Annotated in this window: 16 protein-coding genes and 1 pseudogene; 10 read left to right on the forward strand and 7 right to left on the reverse strand. The window is 71.7% G+C overall.

All coding sequences use genetic code 11. The annotated features are described in order from the left end of the window. Window positions 1-45: 45 nt before the first annotated feature. Window positions 46-537 carry a GNAT family N-acetyltransferase gene (locus tag F6X68_RS01620; RefSeq protein WP_151452550.1) on the forward strand — a complete coding sequence of 164 codons (492 nt, stop codon included), beginning with the start codon at window positions 46-48 and terminating at the stop codon, window positions 535-537. On the opposite strand, the gene F6X68_RS01625 is transcribed toward F6X68_RS01620, so the two are convergent. Both F6X68_RS01625 and F6X68_RS01630 read right to left on the reverse strand, forming a co-directional pair. Then, on the reverse strand, window positions 481-987 hold the full coding sequence (locus F6X68_RS01625; RefSeq protein ID WP_132232336.1) for a hypothetical protein: 507 nt from the start codon (window positions 985-987) through the stop codon (window positions 481-483). The two genes, F6X68_RS01620 and F6X68_RS01625, sit on opposite strands and share 57 nt — an antisense overlap. 115 nt (window positions 988-1102) lie before the next feature. Next, window positions 1103-1720 (reverse strand): TetR/AcrR family transcriptional regulator, encoded by a 618-nt coding sequence (locus F6X68_RS01630; RefSeq protein WP_151452551.1) that lies wholly within the window; start codon window positions 1718-1720, stop codon window positions 1103-1105. A gap of 119 nt (window positions 1721-1839) precedes the next feature. Here F6X68_RS01630 and F6X68_RS01635 point away from each other — a divergent pair, with 119 nt between their 5' ends. From F6X68_RS01635 to F6X68_RS01650, 4 genes are all read left to right on the forward strand, one after another. Next, window positions 1840-2706, forward strand: a complete 867-nt coding sequence (locus F6X68_RS01635) for an SDR family oxidoreductase (protein WP_151452552.1) — start codon at window positions 1840-1842, stop codon at window positions 2704-2706. Between the two features lie 222 nt (window positions 2707-2928). Beyond that, a complete protein-coding gene (locus F6X68_RS01640; protein WP_151452553.1) occupies window positions 2929-4428 on the forward strand; it encodes a SulP family inorganic anion transporter in 1500 nt (499 codons plus the stop codon). Next, entirely contained in the window at window positions 4428-4925 is a 498-nt protein-coding gene (locus F6X68_RS01645) for a MerR family transcriptional regulator (RefSeq protein ID WP_151452554.1), read from the forward strand. The genes F6X68_RS01640 and F6X68_RS01645 overlap by 1 nt, the downstream gene beginning before the upstream one ends. Window positions 4926-5090: 165 nt before the next feature. After that, window positions 5091-5768, forward strand: coding sequence for a hypothetical protein (locus F6X68_RS01650; RefSeq protein ID WP_151452555.1), 678 nt, complete (start codon window positions 5091-5093; stop codon window positions 5766-5768). A gap of 58 nt (window positions 5769-5826) precedes the next feature. On the opposite strand, the gene F6X68_RS01655 is transcribed toward F6X68_RS01650, so the two are convergent. Together F6X68_RS01655 and F6X68_RS01660 are read right to left on the reverse strand one after the other, a co-directional pair. Beyond that, entirely contained in the window at window positions 5827-6849 is a 1023-nt protein-coding gene (locus F6X68_RS01655; protein ID WP_151452556.1) for a zinc-dependent alcohol dehydrogenase family protein, read from the reverse strand. Window positions 6850-6968: 119 nt separating this feature from the next. Then, window positions 6969-7688 (reverse strand): TetR/AcrR family transcriptional regulator, encoded by a 720-nt coding sequence (locus tag F6X68_RS01660; protein ID WP_151452557.1) that lies wholly within the window; start codon window positions 7686-7688, stop codon window positions 6969-6971. Between the two features lie 105 nt (window positions 7689-7793). On the opposite strand from F6X68_RS01660, the gene F6X68_RS01665 reads away from it, so the two are divergent. The 4 genes from F6X68_RS01665 to F6X68_RS01680 all read left to right on the forward strand — a co-directional run bounded on the left by F6X68_RS01665 (window position 7794) and on the right by F6X68_RS01680 (window position 9968). Continuing rightward, a complete protein-coding gene (locus tag F6X68_RS01665) occupies window positions 7794-8777 on the forward strand; it encodes an NAD(P)-dependent alcohol dehydrogenase (RefSeq protein WP_151452558.1) in 984 nt (327 codons plus the stop codon). Window positions 8778-8864: 87 nt separating this feature from the next. Next, window positions 8865-9221 carry a hypothetical protein gene (locus F6X68_RS01670; protein ID WP_151452559.1) on the forward strand — a complete coding sequence of 119 codons (357 nt, stop codon included), beginning with the start codon at window positions 8865-8867 and terminating at the stop codon, window positions 9219-9221. Then, window positions 9218-9667: a MerR family transcriptional regulator gene (locus F6X68_RS01675; RefSeq protein ID WP_151452560.1), complete on the forward strand. Its 450-nt coding sequence runs from the start codon at window positions 9218-9220 to the stop codon at window positions 9665-9667. The genes F6X68_RS01670 and F6X68_RS01675 overlap by 4 nt, the downstream gene beginning before the upstream one ends. Before the next feature lie 28 nt (window positions 9668-9695). Beyond that, on the forward strand, window positions 9696-9968 hold the full coding sequence (locus F6X68_RS01680) for a hypothetical protein (RefSeq protein ID WP_151452561.1): 273 nt from the start codon (window positions 9696-9698) through the stop codon (window positions 9966-9968). Window positions 9969-10069: 101 nt separating this feature from the next. Here F6X68_RS01680 and argS read toward each other — a convergent pair whose 3' ends face one another. Continuing rightward, window positions 10070-11788, reverse strand: coding sequence for an arginine--tRNA ligase (argS, locus tag F6X68_RS01685; protein ID WP_151452562.1), 1719 nt, complete (start codon window positions 11786-11788; stop codon window positions 10070-10072). A 301-nt stretch (window positions 11789-12089) separates the two neighbouring features. Next, complete coding sequence (locus F6X68_RS01690; RefSeq protein ID WP_151452563.1) at window positions 12090-12494, reverse strand: hypothetical protein; 405 nt, start codon at window positions 12492-12494, stop codon at window positions 12090-12092. A gap of 395 nt (window positions 12495-12889) precedes the next feature. Here F6X68_RS01690 and F6X68_RS01695 point away from each other — a divergent pair, with 395 nt between their 5' ends. Further along, window positions 12890-13732, forward strand: coding sequence for a GDSL-type esterase/lipase family protein (locus F6X68_RS01695; protein WP_151452564.1), 843 nt, complete (start codon window positions 12890-12892; stop codon window positions 13730-13732). A 168-nt stretch (window positions 13733-13900) separates the two neighbouring features. On the opposite strand, the pseudogene F6X68_RS34765 reads toward F6X68_RS01695, so the two are convergent. Beyond that, window positions 13901-14437, reverse strand: a pseudogene (locus tag F6X68_RS34765) (DUF5713 family protein); the annotation flags it as partial. Window positions 14438-14450: the final 13 nt, after the last annotated feature.

The raw sequence follows: 14450 nt of genomic DNA on the forward strand, positions 1-14450 counted from the left end.
CGGCCCGCTCGGCCACCCGGTAGCGCAGCTCGGTAGGGTGGCGCGGTGTCCGATCTTCAGCGGCTCGCCGCCCACCACGCCGACGCGCTGCTGCGCTTCGAGCGGGAGAACCGGGGGTGGTTCGCGCGGTCGGTGCCGGACCGGGGCGACGCGTACTTCGCCGACTTCGCCGCGCGGCACGCGGGGCTGCTCGCCGAGCAGGAGAGCGGCACCTGCCACTTCCACGTCCTGGTCGACGCCGACGGGGAAGCGCTGGGCCGGTTCAACCTGGTCGACGTCGCCGACGGCGAGGCCGAGCTGGGCTACCGGGTGGCCGAGCGGGCCGCCGGGCGCGGGGTGGCGACCGACGGCGTCCGCCGCGTCGTGGCACTGGCCCGCCGGGCGTACGGGCTGCGCCGGCTGACCGCCGGGACCACGCTGGACAACGCGGGCTCGCTCGCGGTGCTCCGGCGTACCGGGTTCACGCCGGTGGGCGAGGTGTCACTCGACGGGCGCCCCGGGCTGCGGTTCGCCCGCGGGCTGACGGCCGACGACTGACGCGCCCGACATCCGCTGCCGGACGGTCTCCAGCGCCTCGAAGGCGTACGCCCAGTTGTGGCACTTGAAGCTGCGCAGCCCCTCGATCGCGGTGCGGCAGTCGGTGCAGCGCACCCCGGCGATCGCGTCGGGGACCTCGGTGTTGACGTACCTGCGGTCGCCGAGGATGACCGTCGCGATCATCATCCGGTCGTGTACGCCGGAGAGGGCGGAGGAGACGATGTCGTACCAGTTCACCCGGCGGCCGCACTTCGGGCAGTCCGGCTCGTCGCCGCTGACCCAGAGCGGGGCGCCGATGCTGCGCAGCGGCATGCCGAGCAGCTTCTCGATCCGGCGTACGTCCGACTCCGGGGTCGTCCACCGGTGCCTGCCGGGCAGCGAGGCGGGCGAGTCGTAGACGGCACGGAACAGGACCGGGTCGACCTCCACGGTCTCGCGCTGACTGGTCATCGGCGTGCCTCCTCCACGGTCGGTGCCCGCGCCCGGTGGGGCGGGTACGACCGGATCAACGACGACCGGGGGTCGGGTGTTGTCCGCCCGGTGCCGCGGGATCCGCCGCGGGGGCCTACGGCTGGTGGGGCCGCAGGCCGCGCAGCGCCGTGTCCACCACCTGGTCGGCGTACCCGTGCGTCAGCGGGCCGGTGCGCTGGAGCCACCGGTTGAGGACCGGCCCGAAGATCAGGTCGACGGCCACGTCGAGGTCGACGTCCTCGGCGAGCTGGCCGGCACGCCGGGCGGCGCGCAGGCGTTCCTTCTTCAGCTCCCGCATGGGCCCGTCCAGCCGCTCCGCGTAGTCGGCGGCCAGGGCGGGGTCGTGGACGATCTCGGTGTGCAGGGCGCGCATGGGCAGGTCGTAGCGCGGGTCGTTCAGCTCGTCGACGACGGCCCGCAGGACCAGCTTCAGGTCGGCGGCCAGGTCGCCGGTGTCCGGTAGGGCGCCGCCCTGGCCGTCCTGCCCGCCGTCGGTCGTGAGCGCGAGGAAGGCGTCGAACAGCAGGGCGCCCTTCGAGGGCCACCAGCGGTAGATCGTCTGCTTGCCGACGCCGGCGGCGGCGGCGATGCCCTCGATGCTGAGCTTCGCGTAGCCCACGTCGCCGACGAGGTCGAAGGCGGCGGCGAGGATGGCGCGGCGTGCCGTCTCGCTGCGACGGCTGGAGTCGGGGGCGACCTTCTGCGTGGGCACGGGCCCAATCTAGCAAGAGGATGAGACGAGACGGTCCGTCTTGACAGTGGGGCCCGGTCGGGTAGGGTCACTCCCGTCAACAAGACGAGACGGTCCGTCTCGTTAGGGAGGGAGTCCCCATGGAAGCCTCAGCCACCGCCGCGCCGCGGGTCTGGTTCGTCACCGGGGCCAGCCGTGGCCTCGGCCGCGCCTTCACCGAGGCCGCGCTCGCCGCCGGCGACCGGGTCGTCGGCGCGGCCCGGGACGTCTCGCCGCTCGACGACCTCGCCGCCCGACACCCCGACCGCCTGCTGGCGCTGCGCCTCGACGTCACGGACCGCGCGGCGGTGCTCGGCGTCGTCGACGAGGCGGTACGGCACTTCGGCCGGCTCGACGTCGTCGTGAACAACGCCGGGGCGCTCTACATGGGCATGATCGAGGAGTTCACCGAGGCCGAGGCGCGCGCCCAGCTGGACCTCAACTTCTTCGGCGCGCTCTGGGTCAGCCAGGCCGTCCTGCCGCACCTGCGCGCCCAGGGCGCCGGGCACGTCGTGCAGGTCTCCAGCATCGGTGCGCTCGGGGGCTTCCCCAGTACGGGGCTCTACAGCGCGAGCAAGTTCGCGCTGGAGGGCATGAGCGAGGCGCTGGCCGCCGAGGCCGCCGGCTTCGGCGTCAAGGTCACCATCGTCCAGCCGGGCGGCTACTGGACCGACCTCTACACCAGCAGCACAGCGGCCGCCCCGAACCCCGCTTACGACCCGCTGCGGGAGGAGTTGGCACGGCAGTGGGCGGAAGGGTCGATCGACAGCGAACCCCGGCTGGCCGCCGAGGCGCTGATGAAGCTCGTCGCCAGCGACGACCCGCCGCTGCGGCTGCTGCTGGGCAGCATGGTCTACGACCTCGCCTTCGACATCTCCAAGCGACGCATGGACGTCTGGGCCGGCTGGGAAGAGGTGAGCCGCGCCGCCGAGCAGGCGGTCCCCGCCCCGGGCGCCGGGCCGGCCTGACCGCCGCCGGGCGCGGGAGGGCGGGGCGCACGGTCGCCCACGGTCGTGACGCTCACCACGCGCGTGGGAACTCTTCCGTGGCGGAAGAGTAGGGTTCGCCGCGCCGTGCGACCCCGGTGACCGGGCGACGACGGCGCTCCTGCATCCGTACGCGATGCGACCCCGACCGACCCGTCTCCGCCGGGTGGGCGTGGTGCGCGCCCCCCGAGTGGAAATGGCTGTATGTCCTCTGTGTCGTCCCTGGTCGGCCGCCCGCGCCTGCCCCGCCCGTCCTGGCTGTCGCCGAGGGTGTTCCGCACCGAGGTCCTCGCCGGCCTGGTCGTCGCCCTGGCGCTGATCCCGGAGGCGATCTCCTTCTCGATCCTGGCCGGGGTCGATCCCCGGGTGGGCCTCTTCGCCTCGTTCACGATGGCGGTGACCATCGCGATCTGCGGCGGGCGGCCGGCGATGATCTCCGCCGCCACCGGCGCGGTCGCCCTGGTCGTGGCGCCCCTCGCCAAGGAGCACGGCCTCGACCACCTCGTGGCGGCGGTGATCCTCGGCGGCACGATCCAGATCCTGCTGGCGGTGCTCGGGGTGGCGAAGCTGATGCGGTTCATCCCGCGCAGCGTGATGGTCGGCTTCGTCAACGCCCTGGCCATCCTGATCTTCGTCGCCCAGGTGCCGCACCTGATCGGGGTGCCGTGGCTGGTGTACCCGCTCGCGGCGGTCGCGCTGGCGATCATGGTGGGGCTGCCCCGCCTCACCCGGGCCGTCCCGGCGCCGCTGGTCGCCATCGTGGTGCTGACCGTGGTCACGGTGGCCACCCACGCGGCGGTGCCGACCGTGGGCGACGAGGGGGCGTTGCCGGACAGCCTGCCCACGCTCGGCCTGCCACAGGTCCCCTGGACCATGGACACCCTGACCCTGATCGCCCCGTACGCCCTGGGCATCGCGCTGGTCGGGCTGATGGAGTCGTTGATGACCGCGAAGCTGGTCGACGACATCACCGACACCCCCTCCAGCAAGACCCGGGAGTCGTGGGGGCAGGGGGTGGCGAACATCGTCACCGGGTTCTTCGGCGGCATGGGCGGCTGCGCGATGATCGGTCAGACGATGATCAACGTGAAGGCGTCCGGCGCCCGTACGCGGCTGTCGACCTTCCTGGCCGGCGTCTTCCTGCTGATCCTGGTGGTCGCGCTCGGCGACGTGGTCGCGGTGATCCCGATGGCCGCCCTGGTCGCCGTGATGGTCATCGTCGCGGTGTCGACGTTCGACTGGCACTCGGTCGCCCCGGCCACGCTCAGGCGGATGCCGTACGGCGAGACGATCGTCATGGTGACCACCGTCGTCACCACGCTGGCCACCCACAACCTCGCCGTCGGCGTCGTCGCCGGCGTGCTCACCGCGATGGTCGTCTTCGCCCGGCGGGTCGCCCACCTGGTGGAGGTGACAAGCGTCCTCGACCCCGACGGGACGACCCGGATCTACTCGGTGCACGGCGAGCTGTTCTTCGCCTCCAGCAACGACCTGGTCGGGCAGTTCGACTACGCCAACGATCCCGACAGCGTGGTCATCGACATGACGCACGCCCACGTCTGGGACGCCTCCTCCGTGGCCGCCCTCGACGCCGTCACCACCAGGTACGCCGCCCGCGGCAAGACCGTGGAGATAGTCGAGCTGAACCGCCCCAGCGCGGAGATCCACGGCACCCTCGCCGGCCGGCTCGGCGTCGGCCACTGATGGCCCCCGACCGCCGTACGGCCGGGCCGGCACCCGCCCCCGGCCCGGCTGCCGAGTCCGCCCCCGGCCCGGCTTCGGCGCCCGCCCCCGGCCCGGTCGGAGGGCGGCTGATGCAGATCGGCGAGGTTGCCGAGCGGGTCGGGTTGAGCATCCGCACCATCCGGCACTACGAGGACGTCGGCCTGATCGTCCCGTCGGCCCGCAGCGACGGGGGCTTCCGCCTCTACACCGCACCCGACCTCGACCGGCTCGCCGTGGTCAAGCGGATGAAGCCGCTCGGCTTCACCCTCGACGAGATGCGCGACCTGCTCGGCGTCCTCGACGCCCTCGACACGGCCGAGGGCGCCGACCGGGTCGCCCTGCTCGACCGGCTCGGCATGTTTCACACCGCCGCCACCGCACGCGTCAGCGCGCTGCGCGACCAGCTCGCCACGGCCGAGGGCTTCGCCGGCACGCTCCGCGACAGGCTCGACCAGCACGGCGGTCCGTCCACCTGAGCCGGTTGCCGGCCCCGGGGGCGGGAGTGGCGACGCGGGCAGCTTCCCTTGCTGCCCGATCCGGCTGGCCCTCGTCGCTCCACTGAGGACGGTCTGCCATCCGCCGGCTGCCGGCCGTGGCGGAGGCGCACTACGCTCCGGGCCACACAAGGAGAGGGAAGATCAATGCGTAGGACCCTGCTGCCCGTCGCGGCACTCGCCCTGGTGGCGGCGCTGAGCGGATGCGTCACGATCAACACGCCGGCGGACGACCTGGACCCGGCCGCCTCGGCGCAGCCGACAGGCAGCACCGTCAGCGTGAACGACGAGACAGCGGACCCGGACAAGCCGGCGCCCTCGGCCGTACCCGACACGTCCGGAGCGCCCGCCACGCTCAAGGCGCTCACCTGCGCGCAGCTCAAGACCGCCGTGCTCGGAAACGGATCCGAGCGGTACAACGGCTACCCGGATCCGATCCCGCTGGTCGACGGCATGTGGTCCGGCGAGGACGGCACCGTCGTCCACATGCAACAGCCGTGCGCCGTCGGCGACCTGACCGGCGACGACGCGGCCGACGCGGTGGTCCCGGTGCTGATGGACGGCGGCGGGACCGGCAAGTTCTGGCAGATCGTGATGTACGGCAACATCGACGGTAAGCCCGTCTACGTCACCATGGTCGACATCGGCGACCGTACGCCTGTCGAGTCGGTCTCGATCAAGTCGCGCCGGGCGACGGTGGTCTACCTGACCCGCCCCGAGGACGCGTCCTCGGCGGAGGTCGCCGTGCGGCGTACGGCCGTCTACGAACTCAGCGGCAGCCGGCTCGTCGAGATCAGCCACACGGACGCGCCGTACACCCCCTGAGCGGTCGGCCCCACGCGGTGGGCCGTTCCGGCGCGGAACGGCCCACCGGTCCAGTTGCTCAGGGATTGAGCAGGACCTTGATGGCCCGGCGCTCGTCCATGGCCCGGTACCCCTCGGCGGCCTGGTCGAGGGGGAGGGTGAGGTCGAAGACCCGGCCGGGGTCGATCTCACGCTTGTAGATCAGGTCGATCAGCTCGGGCAGGAAGCGACGCACCGGGGCGGGGCCGCCGTGCAGGTGCACGTGGGAGAAGAACAGCTCCTCGCCGGGCAGTTCGACGCCGTGGGCCACGCCGACGTAGCCGACGTGACCTCCCGCCCGGGTGGAGCGGATGGCCTGCAACATCGACTCCTGGGTGCCGACCGCCTCGATGACCGAGTGCGCGCCGAGGCCGTCGGTCAGGTCCTTGATCCGGGCCACGCCGTCGTCGCCGCGCTCGGTGACGATGTCGGTGGCGCCGTAGTGGGTCGCCAGCTTCTGGCGGGGCTCGTGCCGGCTGACCGCGATGACGCGTTCCGCGCCGAGCTGCCGGGCCGCCAGCACGGCGAGCAGACCCACCGCACCGTCGCCGACGACCGCGACGGTCTTGCCCGGGCCCGCCTCGGCGGCCACCGCGCCGAACCAGCCGGTGCCGAGCACGTCGGAGGCCGCGAGCAGGGCCGGGACCAGGTCGTCGGGAGGGAGGTCGGGCGTGGCGACCAGGGTGCCGTCGGCCAGCGGTACCCGCAGGTACTCCGCCTGGGAACCCAGCCCGCCCACCGGCTCCCGATGGACGCACGAGGACTGGTAGCCCGCGCGGCAGATGGGGCAGGTGTTGTCGGAGGCGAAGAAGGAGCCGACGACGAACTGGCCGGGCTTGATCTCCCTGACCTCGCCGCCGACCTCCTGGACGACGCCGACGTACTCGTGGCCCATGGGGGACGGCCCGTGGACCGTCTCGATGCCGCGATACGGCCACAGGTCCGAACCGCAGACGCAGGTGGCGGACAGGCGGATGATCGCGTCGGTCGGGAGGAGGATCCGCGGATCCTCGCGCTCCTCCACCCGTACGTCTCGGGGGGCGTGCAGGACGACACCACGCATCAGGCTCTTCCCTTCGGTCCGGTCCGGCTGCGACGAGGCGGCTAGCCTCTCGGCTTACCCAGTCCGGGCGTGGGATTGCCGCCGTGGGGCGAACAACACCGGGTGCCGCTACGGCGTGGTCATCGGACAGCCGATCGCGACGACGTCCAGTTCTGCTGTCGGAGCCGTTCGATGCCGTCCAGCAGCAGGTCCAGCGCGAACTCGAACTCGAACTGGTCGTCGCAGCCCTGTCCCACGACCGACGCGTCGTCGTGGGAAGCGGCCGTGGAGATCTCCGCGAGGTGCGGGAACCGGGCCGCGACCTCCGGCGGGAAGGCCTGCGGTGGTTCTGAGCTGGCCGTGCCGGAGCGGCCGGCGCGCCGGGAGGCGTCGAACAGCTCCTGACTGAAGCCCAGGATCCGGCTGCCCATCGCGTGCATCACGTGGTGGGCGAGGTCGGCGGAGAACCCGCCGGCCCGGAGGGTCCCGACCATCGAGTCGAGGTACGCGAGGACGGCCGGCGTCGCCATGTTCCGCGACTCGATCGCGAGCGGCGCCCAGGGGTGGCGCCGCAGCACCTGCCGCGCCGAGAGGATGCGGCTGCGGACGGCGTGCTTCCAGTCGGCATCGGGCACCGGCGGGTCGATCTCGCCGACGACGACGTCGATCATGCCGTCGAGCAGTTCGTCCTTGTTGGCCACGTGCTTGTAGAGGGCCATCGGCACGACGCCCAGATCCTGGGCGAGATTGCGCATGCTGAGGGACTCGATGCCGGCCCCGTCGGCGAGCGCGACGGCGGCGTGCAGGATCCGGTCCCTGCTCAGCGGCGCCCGGCGCAGCGTCTCAGCCTGCTCAGCCATCTCGGTCCTCGTCTTCTGGCGGCGGTTGAAACCATAACCGCCTTGACCGGTGTACGGCGTACACCTACATTGGGTGTACGGCGTACACCTAGAGGGAGGGCAAAGATGAAGGCGATAGTCCAGGACCGGTACGGCCCGCCGGAGACGCTCACGCTCGCGGACGTCGACGTGCCGGTGCCCGCCCCCGACGAAGTGCTCGTGCGGGTCGAGGCCGCCGCGCTCAACGCGTACGACTGGCATGCCATGCGTGGCGATCCGCGGATGGCGCGGTTGACGATGGGCCGGACGCGGCCCCGCGCGCGCATCCGGGGCCGCGACTTCGCCGGCCGGGTCGAGGCCGTCGGCAGCCACGTCCGACAGGTGCGCCCGGGCGACGCCGTCTTCGGCGACCTCGGCGACGCCAACGGCGCGTTCGCCGATTACGTGTGCGTGCCCGCGACCCTGGTCGCGCCGAAGCCGGCGAACCTGACCCCGCAGCAGGCCGCCGCGCTGCCGCTGGCCGGGGTCACCGCGCTCATGGGGCTGCGCGACGTCGGGCAGGTCGAGCCCGGCCACCGCGTCCTCGTCAACGGCGCCTCCGGCGGCGTCGGCACCCTGGCCGTCCAACTGGCCAAGGCGCTCGGCGCGACCGTGACCGCAGTGTGCAGCACCCGCAACGTCGACCTGGTCCGCTCCCTCGGCGCCGACCACGTCGTCGACTACACCCGCGACGACTTCACCCGCGGCGACCGCCGTCACGACGTCGTGTTCGACCTGGTCGGCAACCGCTCACTCACCGCGCTCCGGCGGGCGCTGACCCCCACCGGGACGCTGGTGCTCTCCGGCGGCGGCGTGTACGGCGGCGGCAGCCTCGTCGGACCGGTCTGGCTCCTCGCGCGCGGACGGCTGCTGGCGCCCCTCGTCCGCCAGCGCATCGTCACCCTCACCGCGACGCCCAGCCGGCAACACCTCGACACGCTCCGCGCCCACGCCGAGGCCGGCCGCCTCACCCCGGTCATCGACCGGACCTATCCGCTGCGCGAGGTGCCCCAGGCCGTCCGGTACCTCGAAGGTGAACACGCGCGGGCGAAGGTGGTCATCACCCTCTGAACTGCTGCGTTCTTCCGGGCTTGCAGATCGCCCGGGACAACCGTCAGGCTTGCATCCGGTACCTGGGTACAGGCTTACCGTCGGGGTATGAGTGACCACCAGAGCACGACGGACGGCGCCTGGGCGCCGGATTCCTGCACCCTGCCGACGGCCGAACGGCCACTGCGAGTCGCTGAGTTCGACCAGTTCTTCGCCGCCGCCGTACGGGGCGTCGACCGGCCGTCGGCACAGCATCTGCGGTTGCAGCTCGACGGCTCTGCGCAGGTCGAGGAGACGGCCCGGGACCTGACGGCCCGTGAGTCGTCCTGCTGCTCGTTCTTCGCCTTCGACCTCTCCCGCTCCGGCCCGGATGCGCTGGCGTTGGACGTCCGGGTACCGGCCGCACACGTCGACGTGCTCGATGCCCTCGCCGACCGGGCGGTATCCGTTCGGGATCAGGGATGACCGGGTCGGGACTGCGCAGCGGCCAACTGGCCGACGCGGCCGGGGTCAACCAGCAGACGCTGCGCTACTACGAGCGCCGGGGCCTGCTCGCCTCACCACGGCGGTCGCCAGGCGGGCACCGGCTCTACCCGGCCGAGTCAGTCACCCTGCTGCGGGTCATCAAGACCGCGCAACGCCTCGGCTTCACCCTCAACGAGGTTGCCGACCTGCTCGACGCCGGCCGGCACCAGCACGACCGTCGACCCGACAGCGGCCTCCAGGCACGGGCCAGGGAGAAGCTCATCGAGGTGGAGCAGAAGCTCGCTGACCTCACCATCATCCGTGACACCCTGCGGGCCGCCATCTCAGCCGGCTGCGACGACCTGGTCGCCTGCGCCGGAAGCTCCTGCTGCCCCCTGCCCTTCGCTGGACTGGTCGAGAGGACCGATCGTGCCGACACCTGCTGACCGGCTCCGCCGCCTACTCCCCTCCGGAATGACGGGACTCGCGGGAGCCGCCTGCGCTGCCTGCTGCCTGCTGCCGCTCCTGCTCGCCGCCGGGATCCTCGGTGGTGCCGGCTGGGCCGCGGTCAACCGCTTCCTTCCCGGCGCCGCCGTCGCCCTGGCCGTGCTCGCCGGCCTGTCCTGGTGGTGGGCCACCAAACGCCGCCACGCCACCGGCTGCGTAGGCGGCACCTGCTCCTGCGGCCAGCCCGACCAGCACGACCAGCACGACCGCGAGGTGATCACGCTACGGGCCGACGCATGACGGTTGCCGGACCGGGACGCGAATCGCTGGCTCTGCCTCGCGAACAGGGCGGCTTCGAGGTCGAGTGGGTTCGCCCGAGAGATGCGGCCACCCAGTTCCGATCACATGCGTTCGGGAGTCCTGATGCCGAGCAGGTACAACCCCTGCCGGAGCACCCGGGCGGTGAGGTCGCAGAGCGCCAGCCGGCTCTCCCGGACCGGCTCGTCGGCGCGCAGCACCGGGCAGCGCTCGTAGAACGCGCTGAACGCGACGGCCAGCCGGTACAGGTGTCCGGACAGGTGGTGGAACTCCAGGCTGTCCGCCACCTCGCCGACCACCGTCCCGAAGCCGACCAGTTCGAAGGCGAGCGCCCGTTCGGCCGGATCGGCCAGCGAGATCGCCGCCTCCGGCCGGGCCGCCATCCCGGCCCGCCGGAAGATCGACCGGATCCGCGAGTACGCGTACTGGAGATAGGGCGCGGTGTTGCCGTCCAGCGACAGCATCCGCTCCCAGTCGAGCACGTAGTCCTTGTGCCGGTCGCTGGACAGGTCGGCGTACTTGATCGCGCCGATGCCGACCGCCCGGCCCACCTCGGCCGCCTCCACCTCGCCCAGGTCCGGGTTCCGCTCCCGGGCCAGCGCCGTAGCCCGGACGATCGCCTCCTCCAGCAGCCCGACCAGCTTCACCGAGCCGCCGGCCCGGCTGCGCAGCATCCGCCCGTCCGGCCCGAGGATCGAGCCGAACCCGACGTGCTCGGCCCGGGCCGGCGGGGCCAGCCAGCCGGCCTGCGTGGCTGCGGCGTACACCATCTCGAAGTGCCGCCGCTGCGGCAGGCCGACCACGTAGAGCAACCGGGTCGCGGCCAGCGTGCCGGTGCGGTGCCGGATCGCCGCCAGGTCGGTTGCCGGATAGCCGTACCCGCCGTCGGACTTGCGGACGATCAGCGGCAGCGGCTCGCCGTCCCGGCCCACCGAGCCGGGCGGAAACACGCAGGCCGCACCCTCGCTCTCCCGCAGCAGCCCCAGGCGGTCCAGCTCCTCGGTCACCGGTTCGAGCAGGTCGTTGTAGCTGCTCTCACCGTGGAAGTCCCGCTCGGTGAGGGTCACGTCGAGCAGGTCGTAGACGGTCATGAAGTACCGCTCGGACTGCTCCACCAGCAACCGCCACAGCCGCAGCGTCGCCGGATCGCCGCTCTGCAGGGCCACCACCCGCCGCCGGGACCGCTCCCGGAACGCCTCATCCGCGTCGAACGTGACCCGGGCCGTCTTGTAGAACGAGTCCAGGTCACCCATGGACAGCTCGCGCGCCGCCTCGGCCCCGCCCAGGTCGACCAGGTGCTCGATCAGCATGCCGAACGGCGTGCCCCAGTCACCCAGGTGGTTGGCCCGCAGCACCCGGTGCCCCAGCCACTCCAGCAGCCGGGCCGCCGCGTCGCCGATCACCGTCGACCGCAGGTGCCCGACGTGCATCTCCTTCGCCACGTTCGGCGCCGAGTAGTCGACCACCACCGTCTCCGGCTCGGTGACCAGCGGCACCCCGAGCCGCGGGTCGGTGGCCAGCGCGGAGACCAGCCCGCCCAGGGCTTCGTCGGCGATGGTCAGGTTGAGGAAGCCCGGCCCGGAGACCTCCGCCGCGCTGCACAGATCGGCCAGCTTCGCGAGGTCCAGCACCTCGGCGGCGATCTCGCGCGGCGGCCGGCCGAGCCGCCGGGCCAGCGCCAGCGCCGCGTCGGACTGGAAGTCCGCGCGCTGGGAGCGCCGCACGATCGGATCCACCGGCCCGCCGGCCACCGTCGCGAACGCCGGCGCCAGCCGGTCGGCCAACAGCTTTTCAAGGTCCATGGGTACGCCGATCTCGCTCGGATCCGCCGCGCGGATCACCGGATGGGGATGCGGGCGGACCGAGGACGATCGACGATGACCGGCGGCTCGATCCGCCGGTCGCAGGAGAAGAAGACTCAGCGCAGGCGGTCGCGGAACCGCCGGCGTCGCCGCGCGCCGATCTGGACGTCGGGGGACGTCATCGGGTACGCGGGCGAGCTGGTCATGGCAGCAGCCTAACCGGCCGGTCCGGGGGTTGCGCAACGCCGTTCCCTCAGCGAGCGGGCACACCTGGACGCAGTACGCCCAGGTCACGACTGTGTCAGTCGAATTTCGGGCGCAGCGCTTCGCGCATCTCCCGGTAGTTCGCCGGCTTCACCGCCCAGCGTTCCTCGTCCGTGTCCTCGAACGTCACCTGGTACCTGCCGGTCGTCCGGTCGAACTGCACGAGGATCTTCACGGGCAGCAGATCACCGGGCTCGTAGTGGCTCCCCAGGTACGCCTGGACCGCCGATTCGATGCTCGACCAGCCACAGGACACGGCCGTGATGACGCCATCCGGCGAGTACGCGTACCCGTGCGCGCTGCGATAGCCCTCGCCGAACTCCAGGATCATCGCCAGCGACTCCCAGCCCTCCACGGGCCCGCGCATCTCCCTGGCCAACGACGGTCCGTTCATGGCCTCGATCAACGACCGGATGAGATCGACGGTGACGTCCTTCGACATGGTTCTCCTCGGATCCAGACGATGAGCAAGACCCTGCCACGAGGTCACGCGTTCCTGACGCTCCGGTCGACCAGATGCGTCAACGACTCGCCCGCCTCGCGGAGCCGTCCTGCCAGTGGACCGGCTTTGTATCGCGGAGATCGACCACCGGGGGCACCGGGGTCACCGCCGGTCCAGCCCGTTCGGCTCACCCGTGACCAGTCCGAGGAAGCCGACGGCCGGGGCGGGACACGCCCGGTCGGCGTCGTTTCCGTAACACGACCCAACGATCGCCATCGACTGCTGGCAGCGATGATCGTCTAGTTCTACGCTCGCGGGTGACAATCGCTGCCCGCCCCGGACCAGCGGTTCGGCCGACGGCGGCAAGCCTTTTCGACCCACCTTCCGGAGCCCATGTGATCTCTCACCGGACCCTCCTCTCCAGTGTCGCGGCAGTGGTGACCGCCGCGGTCCTGGCCCCGTCGGCCGCGGTGGCGGCAGTGCCCTCGAGCGCGCGGATGGTCGCGCTCGGCGACTCCATCACCCGGGCGGCCGTCGCCGACGGGACCCAGAACGCCCAGCCGCAGAACTCCTGGTCCACCGGCACCAGTACGGCGGTCAACTCGCACCTGCGGCGCCTGGAGGCGTACGGGGTCGACATGACCGGCGGCAACTACGCCAAGGGCGGCGAACGCTCGGTCCACCTGGCCACCCAGGCGACCAACGCCCTCGCCAACGCCAACGCCGACTACGTGACCATCCTGATCGGCGGGAACGACATCTGCTACGCCTCGACCCCGTCGGGCACCACCCCGCCAGACGCCTTCGAGGCGAACGTGCGCAAGGCGCTCGACATCATCAGGGCCAAGAACCCGAACACCCGGGTGCTGTTGGCCTCGGTGCCGAGCATGATGTCGCTCTACCGGATCGGCCAGCAGAACTTCCTGATCCGGACGCGCTGGAACCTGATCGGCATCTGCGAGGTCATGCTGGCCAACCCGACCGACACCTCGTCCGCCGCGAACGCGCGGCGCGCCGCAGTGGAGGCACGGGTCGACGAGTACAACCAGCGGCTGGCCAAGCTCGCCGCGGAGCGGGCCAACGTGTTCTACGACAACGGCGCGGTGCACAACGCCGCGTTCACGGCGTCGGACCTGTCGGTCCTTGACGGCTTCCACCCGTCGATCAGTGGGCAGAACAAGATCGCCCAGGTCGCCTGGGACGAGGCCGTCCGACAGGGCGTCTTCGACGTCGACTGAGTCGCGTGATCCGTGGGTGTCGGCTGGCCGGCACCCACGGGTCGGCCAGCCGCCCGGAACGGTCGGCTCGTATCCCACCTGGACGGATTCGGTGAGGCCCGCCGAGACCGAGTACGTGGTGAACCGTGCCGCGCGCAGTCTGGTCACCCGGCAGACCGGCTCGGTGGTCATGGTTCTCGCTTCACGCACGACCGTCTCGATCTCGCTGCAAACCGCCTCGAACTCCGCCTCGAGCAGGTTGAACTCGTCGGTCGCGGCGTCGGTGAGCGTGTAGAGGGCTGCCAGATCCTTGGGGTGCTCCGCCTCGATCCGCTCGCACAATCGCAGCAGGATGGCTCGGCCCTTGTCGATGACGTGATCCGGAAGGTACTCGTCCTCGTACGGCTCGTGCAGGAAGGCATACGCCGCCACCTGCTGGTCACGATCGGCATAGCCCTGTTCCCCTTCGCAGATCCACCGGTCGATCATGCGACACGCTGCCGGCACTTTCGGCCCGGCTGAAGGCTCGGCACCCAACGCCTCTCGACGCGCTTCAACCCGCAGCGGTCCGCCGTTGACGACAGTCAGTTGTCGGTCCGCCCGGCGCGGCGATGTCAGCGCCGCGCCCCGCGTCGGCGGGAGGGAAGCGCACTTCGTCCTGTGGTGTCGTCGGCACCCGGGACCGACAGGTGCCGAAATCCGACACACCGCAGGCCTTTCTGTCATGGTGACAAAAACC

The sequence above is a fragment of the Micromonospora sp. AMSO12t genome, assembly GCF_008806585.1.
GTDB lineage: Bacteria > Actinomycetota > Actinomycetes > Mycobacteriales > Micromonosporaceae > Micromonospora > Micromonospora reichwaldensis.

Excerpts from the sequence above, each read along its gene's own strand:
- F6X68_RS01625 (WP_132232336.1), bottom strand. The coding sequence starts at position 987 with ATGACCAGTCAGCGCGAGACCGTGGAGGTCGACCCGGTCCTGTTCCGT.
- F6X68_RS01635 (WP_151452552.1), top strand. The coding sequence starts at position 1,840 with ATGGAAGCCTCAGCCACCGCCGCGCCGCGGGTCTGGTTCGTCACCGGG.
- F6X68_RS01640 (WP_151452553.1), top strand. The coding sequence starts at position 2,929 with ATGTCCTCTGTGTCGTCCCTGGTCGGCCGCCCGCGCCTGCCCCGCCCG.
- F6X68_RS01645 (WP_151452554.1), top strand. The coding sequence starts at position 4,428 with ATGGCCCCCGACCGCCGTACGGCCGGGCCGGCACCCGCCCCCGGCCCG.
- F6X68_RS01650 (WP_151452555.1), top strand. The coding sequence starts at position 5,091 with ATGCGTAGGACCCTGCTGCCCGTCGCGGCACTCGCCCTGGTGGCGGCG.
- F6X68_RS01655 (WP_151452556.1), bottom strand. The coding sequence starts at position 6,849 with ATGCGTGGTGTCGTCCTGCACGCCCCCCGAGACGTACGGGTGGAGGAG.
- F6X68_RS01660 (WP_151452557.1), bottom strand. The coding sequence starts at position 7,688 with ATGGCTGAGCAGGCTGAGACGCTGCGCCGGGCGCCGCTGAGCAGGGAC.
- F6X68_RS01665 (WP_151452558.1), top strand. The coding sequence starts at position 7,794 with ATGAAGGCGATAGTCCAGGACCGGTACGGCCCGCCGGAGACGCTCACG.
- F6X68_RS01670 (WP_151452559.1), top strand. The coding sequence starts at position 8,865 with ATGAGTGACCACCAGAGCACGACGGACGGCGCCTGGGCGCCGGATTCC.
- F6X68_RS01675 (WP_151452560.1), top strand. The coding sequence starts at position 9,218 with ATGACCGGGTCGGGACTGCGCAGCGGCCAACTGGCCGACGCGGCCGGG.
- F6X68_RS01680 (WP_151452561.1), top strand. The coding sequence starts at position 9,696 with ATGACGGGACTCGCGGGAGCCGCCTGCGCTGCCTGCTGCCTGCTGCCG.
- argS (WP_151452562.1), bottom strand. The coding sequence starts at position 11,788 with ATGGACCTTGAAAAGCTGTTGGCCGACCGGCTGGCGCCGGCGTTCGCG.
- F6X68_RS01690 (WP_151452563.1), bottom strand. The coding sequence starts at position 12,494 with ATGTCGAAGGACGTCACCGTCGATCTCATCCGGTCGTTGATCGAGGCC.